This is a genomic window from Bartonella sp. SL317 (assembly GCF_059687655.1).
Genome location: NZ_CM185144.1, coordinates 175027 through 190668, shown reverse-complemented (window position 1 = coordinate 190668; position 15642 = coordinate 175027). Strand labels below are relative to the sequence as shown.

General features: G+C 38.2%; 16 protein-coding genes, 1 tRNA gene and 1 pseudogene. 11 read left to right on the top strand and 7 right to left on the bottom strand.

Annotated elements, in window-relative coordinates; all coding sequences use genetic code 11:
- The first annotated feature begins 25 nt into the window (after nucleotides 1-25).
- From AC6ER9_RS00825 to AC6ER9_RS00810, 4 genes are read left to right on the top strand one after another with little or no spacing between them, the layout of a single operon-like run.
- The gene (locus tag AC6ER9_RS00825; protein WP_497074587.1) at nucleotides 26-496 is read left to right on the top strand and encodes a phage tail protein; all 471 of its coding nucleotides are present in this window, start codon (nucleotides 26-28) and stop codon (nucleotides 494-496) included.
- A complete protein-coding gene (locus AC6ER9_RS00820; protein ID WP_497074586.1) occupies nucleotides 493-747 on the top strand; it encodes a tail protein X in 255 nt (84 codons plus the stop codon). The genes AC6ER9_RS00825 and AC6ER9_RS00820 overlap by 4 nt, the downstream gene beginning before the upstream one ends.
- Complete coding sequence (locus tag AC6ER9_RS00815) at nucleotides 747-1727, top strand: phage late control D family protein (RefSeq protein ID WP_497075243.1); 981 nt, start codon at nucleotides 747-749, stop codon at nucleotides 1725-1727. Before AC6ER9_RS00820 ends, AC6ER9_RS00815 begins: the two co-directional genes overlap by 1 nt.
- Nucleotides 1724-3214 (top strand): replicative DNA helicase, encoded by a 1491-nt coding sequence (locus AC6ER9_RS00810; protein ID WP_497074585.1) that lies wholly within the window; start codon nucleotides 1724-1726, stop codon nucleotides 3212-3214. The genes AC6ER9_RS00815 and AC6ER9_RS00810 overlap by 4 nt, the downstream gene beginning before the upstream one ends.
- A gap of 254 nt (nucleotides 3215-3468) precedes the next feature.
- Here the strand turns inward: AC6ER9_RS00810 and AC6ER9_RS00805 are convergent.
- A tRNA-Met gene (locus AC6ER9_RS00805) sits at nucleotides 3469-3545 on the bottom strand.
- A 167-nt stretch (nucleotides 3546-3712) separates the two neighbouring features.
- On the opposite strand from AC6ER9_RS00805, the gene AC6ER9_RS00800 reads away from it, so the two are divergent.
- Nucleotides 3713-4669, top strand: coding sequence for a Gfo/Idh/MocA family protein (locus AC6ER9_RS00800; RefSeq protein WP_497074584.1), 957 nt, complete (start codon nucleotides 3713-3715; stop codon nucleotides 4667-4669).
- Nucleotides 4670-4718: 49 nt separating this feature from the next.
- Complete coding sequence (locus AC6ER9_RS00795) at nucleotides 4719-5834, top strand: DegT/DnrJ/EryC1/StrS family aminotransferase (protein ID WP_497074583.1); 1116 nt, start codon at nucleotides 4719-4721, stop codon at nucleotides 5832-5834.
- A gap of 329 nt (nucleotides 5835-6163) precedes the next feature.
- Here AC6ER9_RS00795 and AC6ER9_RS00790 read toward each other — a convergent pair whose 3' ends face one another.
- The 3 genes from AC6ER9_RS00790 to AC6ER9_RS00780 are packed head-to-tail and all read right to left on the bottom strand — an operon-like array spanning nucleotide 6164 to nucleotide 7427.
- Nucleotides 6164-6427, bottom strand: coding sequence for a hypothetical protein (locus tag AC6ER9_RS00790; protein WP_497074582.1), 264 nt, complete (start codon nucleotides 6425-6427; stop codon nucleotides 6164-6166).
- A complete protein-coding gene (locus tag AC6ER9_RS00785; RefSeq protein WP_497074581.1) occupies nucleotides 6417-6803 on the bottom strand; it encodes a hypothetical protein in 387 nt (128 codons plus the stop codon). The genes AC6ER9_RS00790 and AC6ER9_RS00785 overlap by 11 nt, the downstream gene beginning before the upstream one ends.
- Before the next feature lie 27 nt (nucleotides 6804-6830).
- Nucleotides 6831-7427: a DUF1134 domain-containing protein gene (locus tag AC6ER9_RS00780; RefSeq protein ID WP_497074580.1), complete on the bottom strand. Its 597-nt coding sequence runs from the start codon at nucleotides 7425-7427 to the stop codon at nucleotides 6831-6833.
- Nucleotides 7428-7643: 216 nt separating this feature from the next.
- Between AC6ER9_RS00780 and chpT the strand changes: the two genes are divergently transcribed.
- Entirely contained in the window at nucleotides 7644-8285 is a 642-nt protein-coding gene (chpT, locus tag AC6ER9_RS00775) for a histidine phosphotransferase ChpT (protein ID WP_497074579.1), read from the top strand.
- Between the two features lie 218 nt (nucleotides 8286-8503).
- On the opposite strand, the gene ctrA is transcribed toward chpT, so the two are convergent.
- Nucleotides 8504-9205 (bottom strand): response regulator transcription factor CtrA, encoded by a 702-nt coding sequence (ctrA, locus tag AC6ER9_RS00770; protein ID WP_497074578.1) that lies wholly within the window; start codon nucleotides 9203-9205, stop codon nucleotides 8504-8506.
- Nucleotides 9206-9769: 564 nt separating this feature from the next.
- Between ctrA and AC6ER9_RS00765 the strand changes: the two genes are divergently transcribed.
- The gene (locus tag AC6ER9_RS00765; RefSeq protein ID WP_497074577.1) at nucleotides 9770-10156 is read left to right on the top strand and encodes a flagellar export protein FliJ; all 387 of its coding nucleotides are present in this window, start codon (nucleotides 9770-9772) and stop codon (nucleotides 10154-10156) included.
- Nucleotides 10157-10298: 142 nt separating this feature from the next.
- Here the strand turns inward: AC6ER9_RS00765 and sciP are convergent, their stop codons facing one another.
- Nucleotides 10299-10574: a CtrA inhibitor SciP gene (gene sciP / locus AC6ER9_RS00760; protein ID WP_005773151.1), complete on the bottom strand. Its 276-nt coding sequence runs from the start codon at nucleotides 10572-10574 to the stop codon at nucleotides 10299-10301.
- A 45-nt stretch (nucleotides 10575-10619) separates the two neighbouring features.
- On the opposite strand from sciP, the gene AC6ER9_RS00755 reads away from it, so the two are divergent.
- Both AC6ER9_RS00755 and mnmA read left to right on the top strand, forming a co-directional pair.
- Complete coding sequence (locus AC6ER9_RS00755) at nucleotides 10620-10868, top strand: hypothetical protein (protein WP_497074576.1); 249 nt, start codon at nucleotides 10620-10622, stop codon at nucleotides 10866-10868.
- A 121-nt stretch (nucleotides 10869-10989) separates the two neighbouring features.
- Nucleotides 10990-12213 carry a tRNA 2-thiouridine(34) synthase MnmA gene (gene mnmA, locus AC6ER9_RS00750; RefSeq protein ID WP_497074575.1) on the top strand — a complete coding sequence of 408 codons (1224 nt, stop codon included), beginning with the start codon at nucleotides 10990-10992 and terminating at the stop codon, nucleotides 12211-12213.
- A 260-nt stretch (nucleotides 12214-12473) separates the two neighbouring features.
- On the opposite strand, the pseudogene AC6ER9_RS00745 reads toward mnmA, so the two are convergent.
- Nucleotides 12474-13286, bottom strand: a pseudogene (locus tag AC6ER9_RS00745) (TrmH family RNA methyltransferase).
- 653 nt (nucleotides 13287-13939) lie between these two features.
- Between AC6ER9_RS00745 and AC6ER9_RS00740 the strand changes: the two are divergent.
- Nucleotides 13940-14848 (top strand): cation diffusion facilitator family transporter, encoded by a 909-nt coding sequence (locus tag AC6ER9_RS00740; protein WP_497074574.1) that lies wholly within the window; start codon nucleotides 13940-13942, stop codon nucleotides 14846-14848.
- Nucleotides 14849-15642: the final 794 nt, after the last annotated feature.

Genomic DNA, 15642 nt, shown 5'->3' with positions numbered 1-15642 from the left:
GGAATAGAATGAGGGGAAGAGGGGAATGCAAGATCCTTTGCTGATGTTAGGACCGCATCAATTTTATGTGGACTGGTTAAATTTTCAATCTTTTGAGGAAGAGTTTTCTGCTTCATGGGTTTGCTTAGAACGTTTTGGCCGTTCCCCTGGTTTGCAATTTACCGGCTATGGCAATGACCCTAAAACCCTCCACGGAGTGTTGTTTCCAGAAGAGTTTGGAGACCGTGCGGCCATTGATGCCATCACCAGAACCATTCGGGCAGCAAAACCGGTTCAGATGATCCGTTGGATGCGTGATGATAGCTACAGTGCCTTAATGCATGGCTCTGTGGTCATTACCCATATTCGTAAGGACCATGATTACATTAACCGCTCTGGTCAATCGGGACGTATTCGCTATTCCATTAGCCTGTTGCCGTTTTTTGATGGGGGAAAGCCCCAAGGTCAATATCAAATAGGGCAATATCAGGGGGGACAAGAGGAGGATACCCCATGAAGATCCCCGCAAAGCAGTTTGTGATCACATTAGAGGATATGAGTTTAGACTTGATTTGTTATCAGCATGCCTTGTCTGTTTTAGGAGACCGGAGGCAAGCGGGTTTATTGAGAGGCTATTTAGAAGCCACGCTGGAGGCTAATCCAGAAATTGCGGGGTATGGGGCTTTTTTACCGCGGGGCTTAAAAGTCTTTCTGCCTGAATTTGTCTCATGCGAAAAGAACAGTGTGGTCAAGCGGCTATGGGATTAATGCGCACATATCCCTTTATTGAGGTAAGGGCGGGGGATAAACTTGTTCATGAGGTTTTTTACCAGCGTCTTTTAACGGCAACCATCACGGATAATACGAGTAATGAAGCCGATAGCTTTGAAGCAGAATTTGATGATAGCGGCAATGATTTAGAGATTCCAGCAGCGGGTAGCGCACTCCAAGTCACCTTTGGTTATCAAGACAGCATTCGTGCCTTTATGGGGCGTTTTGTTGTGGAATCGGTGATCAGTTGTGGGGGCAGTGATGGAGAGATTTTGCGCCTTTGTGGCAAAAGCGCTTCCATGCGTGCGGAGATCAAAGAACAGGTGAGCGAACATTTTGACCATCAAACCATTGGCAAGATTGTTGAGACCCTTGCCAAACGTCATGGCTATCAAGCAAAGGTGAGTCCACAATTTACCAAACAAACCTTGCCTTATGTGGTGCGCACGGATCAATCGGCAATTGATTTTTTAACCCGCCTTGCTGATCGGATGCAGGCGCGTTTTTTGATCAAAGACAATAAGTTTTTATTTTTAAGCGGGGACAATCTTCCTCTCCAGACAATTCATCAACAGGATTGTTCCCATTGGGAATTTAGTCTCGAGCCGCGCACCCAATATGGCACCATTGAAGCCTCTTATTTTGATCGCGCAAAAGGGCAACAGCATTCTGTCAAACATCACACGGGGTATCATGGTCCGGTGCGTCGTCTGCGGACCTGCTACCCTTGTGAGAGCCAAGCACAAGCAGCAGCAGCCTCTGAGTCGGACAGGCTTTGCCGCGCGATGGGCAGTGGTTCTGTAAGCCTTGAGGGGCGCCCTGAGATCATGGCGGGTCAACCACTGCTATTGCAAGGGTTTCGTAGAGAGATCAATGGTCCATGGCATGCGGCAACCGTGACCCATCGCTATGAAAAGCAAAGCGGATACACCACAGAAATCACCTTTGAGGCACCAAATCAAGGAAAAGAGGCATGAGAAAATTAAATGTGTTAGAAGCAGAAAACCCAAGAGATACTTTTGCCTCTTCTTTTCGGCAACTGCCCCATAATATTGAAGCAGAACAAGCTTTGCTTGGGGCAATCATGATCAATAATAATGCGCTTGAGAGCGTTGCTGATTTTCTCAAAGCAGAACATTTTTTTGAAGCCCTTCATCAAAGGCTTTTTGATATCATCTCACAAATTGTTCAAAAGGGAAAAGTTGCCGATCCCATTACCATGAAGCCCTTTTTTGCAAATGATGAGAAAGTTGGAGATATCACAGTTTTTAATTATGTGGTGCGTTTAGCCAAAGAGGCTATCACAATCATCAATACTCAAGAGTATGGAAGCGTTATTTATGATCTGTTTATTCGCCGCTCTTTAATTAATCTTGGCACTCAAATTGTGAATAGATCTTTTGATGCTCCCCTAGAATTGTCCCCTGCGCAACAAATTGAAGCGATTGAAAATCAGTTATTTGCATTAGCCGAAAAGGGCAAATATGGGGGTGGTTTTGAAAAGTTTAATACCGCCATTACAAAGGCACTTAACATGGCAAGTGCTGCGAAACAGCGTTCTTCAAAGCTTTCTGGCATGGCAACCCATATTAAAAGCCTTGATGCGAAAATGGGAGGGTTGCAAGCATCTGATTTGATTATTCTAGCAGGGCGTCCCGGTATGGGGAAAACGTCCCTTGCAACCAATATTGCTTTTAATATTGCCAATGCTTGCAAGCGTGATAGCAACACAAAAGAAGGTGAAGGGGGGATTGTTGGTTTCTTCTCTCTTGAAATGTCAACAGAACAGCTTGCAACCCGCATGATCTCAGAACAAACGAAGGTTTCTTCTTCTGATATACGGCGAGGGAATCTTTCTGATGATCAGTTTATAAACATTGTTCATATGACGCGTTCCCTTCAAACCATTCCTCTTTATATCGATCAAACGGGGGCTGTATCTCTTGCGCAATTGGCTGCGCGTGCAAGGCGTCTTAAACGACAACATGGTCTAGATGTTTTGATCATTGATTATATCCAACTGATGACAAGCGGTTCAAAGCGTTCTTTAGAAAACCGCGTTCAAGAGATTACAGCCATCACTATGGGGCTTAAAGCACTTGCAAAAGAACTCAATATTCCCATCATTGCGCTTTCACAATTATCACGACAAGTTGAAAACCGTACAGATAAACGTCCACAACTGTCTGATTTACGGGAATCAGGTTCAATTGAGCAAGATGCCGATATTGTGTTGTTTGTTTATCGTGAAGAATATTATCTCAACAATGAAGAACCCAAAGAAGGCACGCTTGAATATCACAAATGGAAAGAGGCAATGGAGCAAGCCAAGGGCAAAGCCGAAGTTATCATAGCCAAGCAACGCCATGGTCCAACAGGAATCGTTCCTCTTGCTTTCCAATCTGACTTTACATGCTTTAGTGATTTAACAGATCATACTCATCTCTCAGAAATATCTGCTTGAGCTCAAAATGATGATCCGATGATTGAGAAGAAAAATCCCATCGATTCTCATAAAAAATTACGAATCTTAAAACACCCTTTGAAAGGCCTTTGAAGACCCTTTGAGACCCCCTTAAAAATCATGTGAAAAAAAATAAATTGGTACAAAACCTAGTGTCAAAATATACAAAACCCGCTGGCAAGCTACACTGCTGGCAAGCTACAAAAATAAATTGGTACAAAACCCGCTGGCAAGCTACAAGAACTAAAAGCAAATGGTAGCGGAGGAGGGATTTGAACCCCCGACACAAGGATTATGATTCCTCTGCTCTAACCTACTGAGCTACTCCGCCAAAACAAAAAAATGTTGCAAATAATCAGATCTTTTGCGGATATAAGAGGTAAAATAGTAAGATGTCAAGCATCGTTTTTCAGCTTTTTACTTGTCATTCTATTTTATCCTCGATATGGAGTATAGGCAAATATAATTTTTATTGTTGAGGTAAGGTAAGGCATAAAAATGGTGCCACGTGTAGCGGTTTTAGGATGCGGTCATTGGGGTGGAAATCATATAAGAACACTCCACTCTCTTGGGGCTTTAGCAGCAGTTTCTGATATTAATAGTGATCGTGCTGCTAGCTTTGCAGCGATGTATGGTGTAGAAGCTATTCCACCAGATGATCTTTTTGCTCATAAAAATATTGATGCGCTAGTATTAGCGCTGCCTCCACAATTTCATACACAAAATGTCTTACATGCTGTTAAAAATGGTAAAGATGTTTTGGTGGAAAAACCAATCGCTTTGAATGTTGCGGATGCTGAACAGCAAGTGCAAGTGGCTCGCCAATGTGAGAGGATTTTAATGGTGGGCCATATTTTACGGTTTCATCCAGCTTTTGAAAAAATGTGCGAATTGGTGAAAAATGGAGAAGTGGGAGAGGTGCGATATATTTATTCTCATCGATTAGGTTTTGGGAAATTTCATACACACAGTGATGCTTTATGGGATCTTGCTCCTCATGATCTCTCAATGATTTTGGCCTTGACAGGATGTGAACCTTCCGAAATTCGCGGTGAGGGAGCTGCTGTTGTTGATCGGATTTCTGATTTTTCTCATGTTCATATGGCTTTTCCCAATGGTGTGCGTAGTCATCTTTTTGCTTCACGCTTGAGCCCTTATCGTGAGAGGCGGTTAATTGTTGTGGGGACAAAAGCTATGCTCATTTTTGATGATATGGAACCATGGAGCCGTAAATTGGCAATGCATCATTTTGCAGTTTGGAAAGAGAATCAAGAGTGGGCTTTTAGCATGGATGAGCTGAATTACATTGATGTTTGTGAGGGGTTGCCGCTTACTTGTGAATTGCAACATTTCCTTCATTGTATTGAAACACGTCAATCACCTCGTACAAATGGCGATGATGCTATTGCGGTTTTACGAATTTTAACAGCTGCTCATGTCAATTATGATCGATAAAAGAGATAAGTAGCACTTTTGCATTCTTGTGATGATCAATGGAGTTAATATGCAATTCATCGACCTTGGGGCGCAGCGTGCGCGTATTGAAGATAAAATTAATTTTGCAATTACACAAGTGATCGCTAGTGGTAAATATATTTTGGGGCCCAAAGTAACCGAATTTGAAGAAAAATTGGCAGAGTATCTTGGCGTTAAACATGTAGTTGCATGTGCTAATGGAACAGATGCTTTGAAGATGCCTCTTATGGCGAAAAATATTGGTCCAGGGGATGCTGTGTTTTGTCCAAGTTTTACGTTTTCTGCAACGGCTGAAGTGATTGCTTTGGTGGGGGCTGAGCCTGTTTTTGTCGATGTTTTGCCTGATACATTTAATATTGATGTTGAAAAACTTTCTCATGCTATCGAAATGGTTAAAAAAGAAGGACGCCTAAAACCAAAGGCTATTATTGCTGTTGATTTATTTGGGCTTGCTGCTGATTATGTGCAAATTGTTCAAATGGCTGCAAAGGAAAATCTTTTTGTCATTGAAGATGCTGCTCAATCTATGGGTGGAAGAAACGGTCGTACTATGTGCGGTGCTTTTGGTGACGTGGCTGCCACGAGTTTTTATCCTGCAAAACCGTTAGGGTGTTATGGCGATGGAGGCGCTATGATGACCAATGATGATGATTTGGCAGAACTTTTACGCTCTATTTTGTTTCATGGTAAAGGTAAAACACAATATGACAATGTACGGATTGGTATGAATTCGCGTCTTGATAGTATTCAGGCTGCAATTTTACTTGAAAAGTTTGTGATTTTTGAAGATGAAATGGAAAAGCGTGTAGAAATTGCGCAACGCTATTCCAATGGCTTAAGAGATATTGTTACAGTTCCAGAAATAGAAGAAAATATTCGTTCTGCTTATGCACAATATACGATTAAGGTAAAAGAGCGTGATAAATTAAAGGATTTTTTACAAAAAAATTCTATCCCCACAATGATTTATTATAAAACGCCTTTACATCAACAGCCAGCTTATAAACACTTTTCTTATGTAAAAGATTCCCTTTCTGTTTCTGAGTCTTTAGGGGAGTGTGTATTAAGTTTACCAATGCATCCTTATTTGGAGCAAACGGATCAGGATATGATTATCCAAAAAATAAAAGATTTTTACTCTTGAGAGCGTGTTTTTATTTTTAAAACTATAGTGAAAGTTTTATTGGTAGTCCATTTTAGAAGATGTTTTTTATTATAGCCTGTGACAAATATTTTTAAGGATTATTTTCTCCTAGAACCCATGAAATACGGCTCTTTAGGATTGTGGTATGATTAGAAAATGGAATTGGCTAGATAGAAAGATGGATTTTTTATAAAATGGTCTAGCTTGAGAAGTTTTGTTTTTTCACTTGGTGAGAAAGTCACGCTTAATAAAATTATTTGGGTTATGAAAGTTATAATGAACCTTTGCTGATTTTACTCTTCATTTAGGGCATTTTAAAAGATAATTCATTAAAGGGGATTTTGGGAGAGAAAATTGATTTTTTTGCGAATGCGTGATGCTAGGTCATTTTTGCTTTTGGAATGTTGAATCAGTGTATTGATTGGGGATGTATTCCCCTCTTTTAGCGCTATTTGTGCTGCTAGTGTTGCTGCCAGTTCTTTTGTTTCTTCACGTAGTTCTTCTAGCAGTTGCTGGTTATCTGTTTTGTCAGGTTCATGCGTTTGGATTTTTTGTAAACATTGCTGATAGTGTGCAATTTTTTCACGCATCATTTTTCTTTTCCTTGAAGATATTTGTTGTAGTGATCTTTTGTTTTATGGCTATCGCTTCTTTGGTGGGAATACCTTGGGTGGAGAAGTGTAGACGATAAAGTTGTTCTGTTACTTGGTGTAGTTGTATTTTCTGTTGGACATATTTTTTTTGTAAAGATTCGTACTTTTGTTGATTTTTCGCTATTTCTACAGCATGTTGTGCGCGAAGAAAATCATGGTTTGCTTCTACTTCTGCGTGTGATAACGGAATTTGCGCACAAATATCTTTATGCGCAAAATGAATGGCTTTACGCCAAATAAGAGGGGACAAAAGCACCAGTAACCAAGAAATGGCAGCAACGCCAAGAATAAAAAAAAGAAACGATTGAATAAGCATGATACCCCTTTTCAAGTCAGAATACGTTTAAAACGGATTCCATGTCGGTTTAGGTGTTAATTTTAAATATCCTACATTGATACCAAGACGTGCACCGATTCCTGTCCGTATAGGGATTAGTAAGGTATCATGGTATTTGAGAACATGAAAACCAACACCTGCAATTAAATAGGCCGAACCTGAAATACCACCATAGCGCCCCCATAAATTATTTATGTTATTCAGATTGTAAACCAAGATCATAAGACGGGAACCTTGACCGCCAAAATCCCATCCTACTGAGGGGCCTTGCCAAAAAACTTTATGTTGACCATAGCTTTTGGTAAAAACTTTTCCTTCGCCATAGGTTAATCCAGCAAAAAAGGCACCAGAAGCTTCTTCTCCTAAAATATAGGCATTAGGATAACCGTATTGTGAAAAAATATTTTGAATAGCAACGGCTAGACCACTGGCTGTTTTTCCAAAAAAAATATGACCAGAATCAATAATTTCTTGGAGTGAATAATGAGGCTCGTTTGGTTCTATTGGTTTTAGTTGAGAATGGGCAGTGTTTACGCTGACGAATAAAAGGAAGATTAAAGATATAATATTTTTGTAGCAGTATTTTAGTAGAGAGAGGGCCATGGAGTTTTCTCCTTTTATTAGTAACAAACAAAAAGATAATATTAGGATTTTCATTCTATTCAAATAAAAAATAAGATGTAAGGTTATTTAAATTCTTGAATTTATTTCTGAAAATTTTTTTAGCATGATTGTTAATGTTTTATCTTATGCATCAGATGTTAAGAGTTTTTCTTTAAAATAAAGTTTGTTTTTTGAATTTAGGAGTTTTCAATCGTTATGACGTTCGCTATTTCTTTGAAACCTATGGATCTTGCTGCTTTGCTTTGTAGTCGTATTTGCCATGATTTGATTTCACCTGTGGGGGCTATTCAAAATGCAATGGAGCTTTATGATGAAGGAGGCGCTGAAGAAGATGCTTTGCAATTGGTGCGTTTGTCTATTGCGAGTGCTTCTGCACGTCTACAATTTGCGCGATTGGCTTTTGGTTTTGCTGGTGCAAGTGGAGGGCAAATAGATACACGGGCCGCAGAGCAAGTTGCTCAGCAATATATGCAGCAAGAAAAAGCAACTTTAAAATGGCAGGCTCCCTCTTTTTTATTACAAAAAGATGAAGTTAAACTTTTACTTAATTTGTTATTGATTGCAAATGCAACGGTTTCTCGTGGCGGTGAAATTGTTGTGATGATTGTGCAAGAGGAAAATAAACGTTTATTTCGATTTGAAATTTTCGGTAAAATCCTCCGTATTCCCCCTCATTTCCTTTCATTATACCATGGTGATGTTCAAGAAGAGCTTATTGATGCACATGCCATCCAATTTTATTATACAATGTTACTTGCTGAGGTGACAGAAATGCAAATAAATATTGATGAAAGGGATGGTTGTATTGTTTTAGAAAGTGTAAAAAGCTTTGAATAAGAGAGAAGCGCTTAAGCTGTATTGTCGAAAAAGAAATTTTGATCAAATTTACGAGCGGTAGGATTACACTTTTAAATAGAGTGTGGCTATTTTTTAAGTTTTAAGCCCTTTCTATATGATACTGTTTGTGTGTGTTTTTTTATTTGTAGTAGAAAAACTTCTGAGGAAAAATCTCGGCCCGCTACACTCCGAGATTTTACAATGTATATCTTCACTGTTTAAGCGGTTTTTCGTACGTTCTCTTCCACTGGATCACGCAATACGTAACCACGTCCCCAAACGGTATCAATGTAATTTGCACTAGAAGAGATTGCTTCCAATTTTTTCCGCAATTTACAGATAAAAACGTCGATAATTTTTAGCTCTGGTTCATCCATTCCACCATAGAGATGATTGAGAAACATTTCTTTGGTTAGGGTCGTTCCTTTGCGTAAAGAGAGAAGCTCTAGCATTTGGTATTCTTTACCGGTTAAATGAACGGGGCGTCCTGCAACTTCGACGGTTTTTGCGTCAAGATTGACGGTGAGTTCACCGGTAACAATAACCGACTGTGCATGTCCTTTGGAACGACGAACAACAGCATGAATACGCGCAATAAGCTCATCCTTATGAAAAGGCTTTGTCATATAGTCATCTGCTCCAAAGCCAAAACCACGGACTTTGTCTTCAATAGCATTCATACCGGAAAGAATAAGAACAGGCGTTTTTATTTTTGCTAATCTCAAAGTCCGCAAGACATCATACCCTGACATATCAGGAAGATTCAAATCAAGCAAAATGATATCATAGTCATAAAGCTTTCCTAAATCGATACCTTCTTCACCTAGATCAGTAATATAGACATTAAAATTGGCTGACTTTAGCATCAACTCAATGCTTTTAGTTACCGCTCTATCATCTTCAATTAATAATACGCGCATATCAGATCCCTCATTTCACTCCTTGACGAATCAAAAAGGAGCATTTCTATTTTATAAACAGCTTCTAAAGACACTGTTATAAAAAATTATGAAATCAAACACTTATAATAAAGCATTTATGAATGTTTTAGTAGTACGCGTAACAATCACTACTAAAATCCCCACTATCCATGATAGTGGTTAACAAAATATTTTTATTTTTGAAAGAGGATACAAAATTAATTTACAAAAATTGCATATTTTTTAAATTATAAAGAAATAAAGGGCTTTTTCTATAAATTTTGACCTAAACAAATTTTTATAAAAGAGCATTGTAAATTACTTTTTTACAATTTTAGTGTTTGTTTACGGAGCTTTAAATCTCTTTATTTAATGATGGGTAAAATAAAAATAGTTATTGCTCTTTAAAGAAGGTTGTGTGGCTGATGCTTTAGAAAAAGGCAAAGTATTATATTTTAAGTTAATAGATTGTTTGTGTCAGATAGACATACAACTAAAAAGATATGTTATGTATAATGAGTGTGAATGCGTGTTTTGAGTTGCCGCAGTCAAGGAGTAGTGAGTATGAAGCCACGGGAAAATATGGTGCGATTGAGGATGTTTCAAATACGTGGAAAGCGCCGTGAGATTGCACAGCTTGAGATGATGATCGCGGAATTTGAACGGATGGTATTAGAACTGGAAGGGCAGATTACTCATGAAGAGCGCAAATCTGGAAACAATGATGTTCACCATTTTGCTTATTCCGCTTTTGCGCGTGCTGCGCGGCAAAGACGTGATAATCTGATCAATTCAATTCGTGATTTACAACTTCAGAAAACAAATGCTGAAATTGCTCTCCATGAAGCCAATACAGAGCTACAACGTGCACAGCTTTTGGAAGCACGAGAAAAGAAGACTACTGTGGGTGATGAAGATATTTTCATTCAATCTAATTCAATGGCTGGCTAATTCCATGACTGGATGATTAAAATAATCATCGAAAAATCAATTCTTTTAGATTTATTTGTTGAGAATGTAAAACAGCCAAGTTTCATAGAAGCTTGGCTGTTTTTAAAGTATTCTATGTTATCGAATCACGATCAATGACAACTTAATGTCTGTAGTCTTGAATCTTGGTTGTTCGTAATCCCGCTAAACCGTGTTCATCGATCAAACTTTGCCATGAAAGAAATTCTTCCACCGTCAAAGTATAACGTTGACAGGCTTCATCGAGACTTAACAATCCACCTCTGACGGCTGCAACAACTTCAGCTTTGCGACGAATCACCCAACGCCGTGTGGTTTGCGGCGGTAGGTCAGCAATTGTCAGTGGACTTCCATCGGGCCCAATAACATATTTCATCTGTGTTTTTATCAAATTAGTCATTCTTATCCTCTACCTTTAGTCAAGGATTTGATTCGTTTATAGAGCATGAAATTTAAAAAAGAGCTAAACGCGCTGAAAGAAAAAATTAATAAAATGATTGTGTGTGTAAAAAGAGGCTCAAGCCAAGTGCGTAGAAGAGCCTCTTGCAATATTTTTCTGGATTTTAAACAAGAGAAAAAAGTTTTTATTTCCAATGTTTTCCTCCAAAAGACTTCCATTGTGCCTTATTTCTATCACGCTTTTTTATTTACAGCTGCTTTTATGAAAGGAATGCTATGGTTGTGGAAAGGATAAAAAAACAATATAAAGGCAACCAATGGCATAAAAGTAATGAAGAAGCATGCAGCAAAATATTAACATATGGATATCCATTTAGAGTATTAAATAAATAGAGCACTAAGTAGAGAATGAATACATGTTTTTAAACAGTCTTGATTTACCAGGACCACCTGAGGATTCTCGCATTGTTGTTGCGATGTCAGGGGGGGTTGATTCATCGGTTGTTGCAGGTCTTTTGAAAAAGGAAGGGTATAATGTCATTGGCATTACATTGCAGCTTTATGATCATGGGGCTGCAACGCATCGGGTAGGGGCGTGTTGTGCGGGGCAAGATATTGAAGATGCACGTCGCGTTTCAGAAACGTTGGGAATACCGCATTATGTTCTTGATTATGAAAAGCGCTTTCGCGAAGCTGTCATTGATCCTTTTGCAGAAAGCTATGCTCATGGTGAGACACCTGTGCCATGTATTGCGTGTAATCAGACGGTTAAGTTTGCTGATTTATTGGCAACCGCGCGCGAATTGGGGGCAGATGCTTTAGCTACGGGACATTATATTCGTTCACGTTCTCATGGAGCCCATCGAGCCCTCTTTCGTCCTCTCGATAACGATCGTGATCAGAGTTATTTTCTCTTTGCAACGACACAAGAACAGATTGATTATTTGCGTTTTCCTCTTGGTGACCTTCCCAAAGCGCGTGTTCGTGAAATGGCCGCAGAAATGGGGCTTATGATTGCTAATAAGCATGATAGTCAGGATATTTGTTTTGTTCCACAAGGAAAATATTCAGATGTTATTGCAAAATTGCGTCCAGAAGCGGCTAATCCTGGCTTTATCGTTCATATCGATGGAACGATTCTAGGCAAACATTCAGGGATTGTTAATTATACCGTTGGTCAACGTCGTGGGATTGGGGTGTCAACGGGGGAAGCGCTTTATGTGGTTTATCTTGATGTAGAAAATGCACGTGTTATTGTGGGGCCGCGTGAAATGTTAGAAACGCATAAGCTTTTTTTACGCGATGTGAATTGGCTTGGTGATGAGTCGTTGGATAATTTTCCTTCTCAAGGTATTGAGTTGGCTGTAAAGGTGCGTTCAACACGTCCTCCTCACCTTGCGCGTTTGCATTATAAGGAAGGTGTTTTTTCCGTTGATCTATTGGAATGTGAAAACGGTGTGGCACCGGGGCAAGCTTGTGTTCTTTATGATGGAAATGGTCATGAGGCACGTATTCTTGGGGGAGGATTTGTAACGCACTCAGAACGCGCGGCCGATACTGAAATGATGTTAAAACGCGTTTTGTGCAATCTCGAAACACAAGATTCTGTTTCCTTTGAATTTAAAACAACAGCTTCTTAAAAAAATAGTAAATTGATTTATAATAATAATTCATCGTCTTTAGCTTGTATAAGAGGCTTATATAAGACCTTCTTATTTCAAATTTGTTTTTATGATTGAATCCAGCACAATCATATTTTTTGTATATCATAAGCAGGACTGGGGGAGAAAATGATGAAAGAAAAATACCCTTATCAATATTCTCAAATGTCAGGGGTTAGCACCCTTTGAGGCTGGTAAAGAACATATATTATCGAATATTTTTAAAACTTAAAGTATTATCATCTTGAGTAATCAAAGTCGGTAAAATGAGCAAAGGCAATTCCTGAGGCTAAGGGCAACATTGAGGCTGTCAAAATCCTTGGCCATGGGAATACGTAAGGTTTTTGATTGTTGTAGTATATGGAGGAGTAAAACATTGCCTTCTGTTCCAAAATAAGGGCTATTCTTTTGTTTTTTTGCTTGCTTGAGCGTGTGTGAGGCTGAAGGGGAGAGTGCATAAAGGTAAAAGTTTTCATCGTTTAGAGCCGCTAGAATGTCATTTATATCAGCGTTTTGCGTATAGGGAATTTTTAGAGCAGCACCGGCAGAAACTTTGATTGATTTGCGATAAAGTGGATCGCATGAGGTTTTGTGGACAATGATGCCGTGACTGGCAAAAGCGGTAGCATTACGAAAAATTGATCCCATATTATCGTGATTCAAAATACCCCATAAAACCAGAATCAAAGCTTTTTCTGGAAGATTTTGTAAAAAACTTTGTAATGATGGGAGTGTGTTGCGTTTACCGATATCCAGAACACCATGATAAACATGGAAACCGGTGATATCGTCCATAACTTTTTGTGGAACGCAATAAATAGGACATAGAGGTTGTGTTTTTTTTAAAGTGGTAGAAGTCTAGGGAGACTTTTTGCTGCGATAAGCAGTGAGAGGGCAGAAAATTCTTTCGAATGCAATAGGGCGGAAAATGTTATTTTACCTTCAGCAATAAATTGCTGTTGTCGTCCAACGAGATTTTTTTCATGGATATTATGATAGTCTCTCAGACGTGGATCATTCATTTCGTCAATTGTTGTGATATTCAAATGCATTGCGAGATTTTTAACGCTTTTTTCCAATTTCTAGATGTGAAAACTTGCTTTATTTTTTTAAGTAGAGATAAAAAAATATTATTTTTAAACTTATAGTAGAAATAATGTTGACAGCCTATACCAATAGGTGTAAAGTAAAAATGCTGGTACGGGATAAAGGATTTTGTTTTCGTATTGGTTACAGTGTCTTGGGTCCCCGCTATTTCCCAAGCTCTGTATGCCCTTAGTTTTAAGGGAAAAGAATCTGGGTCCCCAATGCCCAGATTCTTTTTTTTGGGCATAATTTCTCTTTTAAGTTTTTTAGCAATCATATTTTGAAATTTCCTTAAGCTGTAAGGTTACAGTAGGGTGCTTATTCATTTTTCTAAGATGTAGAGATGCTTATAGGTGGGTTATAATGCATATTCTAAGACGTAATAATACATGATCGTGAACCATTTGAGCCAAAGAAAGTTCTTTGTTGATGATTTGTCTCTCTTTATCCTTGTATTGGTGATGTTCGTGTAACTGAGCAGTTTTTGCGATAATAATGGTGAGCTGAGGTTTTTATTGTATGATGAAGCTTCTTTGAGAAAATATTGGTGATATGCCAATAATAGCATTATAAGATTGAAAATATTATTCCTTATTTCGTGAAGAAAGGGACGGGATTCATGGATGTAAAAATCAATATACAAAGCTTAACTTTATACTCTATTTTTATTGCATGTATTGTTTTTGCTTTGAAATATTGGGCATATCACATCACAGGGTCGGTCGCACTTTATTCTGATGCATTGGAATCAATTGTCAATATCTTGGCGTCATTGGCAGCATGGTGGGCTGTTAAAGTGAGTATGAAGCCAGCGGATCATGATCACCCCTTTGGGCACCACAAAGCAGAATATTTTTCCGCGATTCTTGAAGGAATCCTCATTATTATTGCGGCAATTGTTATTTTAAGAGAAGCATGGATAGCGCTTGCTACCGTTAAATTATTGCAGAAACCTGGAGTATGGCTTGTTATTCATCTTGTCGCAACGGTCATAAATTGCATGTGGGGTATGGTTCTTATTCGGCAGGGAAAACGTTATCGCTCACCGGCTCTTAAAGCTGATGGTGTGCATTTTATAACCGATGTTTTTACTTCGCTTGCAATTTTAATTGGTTTGATTGCTGGTTTCGTAGGGGGATGGGGCGTTTTAGATCCTATTTTAGCGATAATTGTTGCTGTTAACATTCTTTTACAGGGATGGAAGATAATTAGGAATGCTGTTCAAGGATTAATGGATGTTGGTGTTGAATTAAATGAAACCATGCGGATTCGAGAGCTGATTTCTGCAAATGCATTTGGTGCGCTTGAGGTCCATGATTTGCGTACACGTGTTGCTGGTAGGGTTACTTTTATAGAGTTTCATTTGGTTGTGCCTGCTGTCATGCAGGTCGGCGAAGCTCATAAAATTTGTGATAAAATTGAAGCTGTTCTTCAAAAAGAATTTGATAATGTGCGGATTTCTATTCATGTCGAGCCTGAGGATGAAGCAAAGTTACCTCCCGGTACAACGATGATCCCTTTTATATAAAAAGATTTTTTCAAATTGCTTGTTATGTTATGGATATTACTTTTATCGCAGGAAACAAAAATACGATAATATTCTTTCATTAGTTTTGTTTTTACATCAATAAAATTAAAAGATTAAGCTTTAGTATTTAAGGTAAGATTTATTCTATTGTCGTATACTGTTATTTTAGGTGTGGTGAGATAAAGCCTATAAAAATTGATCTATTAAGTATCTTTAGAGTATGTGAAAAATACTCATTAGTAAGGCTTTCTGGTGAGTTTTTAAGTGAAGCACATGAAATTGTTTGTTGCTGAAATTTGCTTAAGAGGATGGACTGTTGACGGAACTTGTCGGGAATAGATTTCTTGTTTTTTAGGGCGAGGAGGAATGAAGTTATTCATAATAAGTTTAACGAGATTTAATTATAATTTTATATAAAAATCATGAATAGAATTTTTAAGTTTGTGATCATCTATTAATCATTATGACGATGAGTAACAAATGTATTGTTGTATTGATACAGTCTTATTGGTTTATAATAATAATTTATTATTCTTTAAGTTGAATGATATATATAAATACAGCATTTTTTATTTTTTAAATTTCCAATCTGTTTACGGTGAATGAAGAAAAATCTTTAATCTTGTATGTCATAAGCGAAGTTGGCATGTAAAAGAAGTCTGTGGAAGAAAGAAGTGAAAATGCCGCTATACAATGGATTTTATATTCTTTTATGGGGATTTTATCATTCTATTCCAAGGCTACTGTGAAATGGGTATGAGAAGATGGTGTATCTTTGAAAGACGTGCTGAACA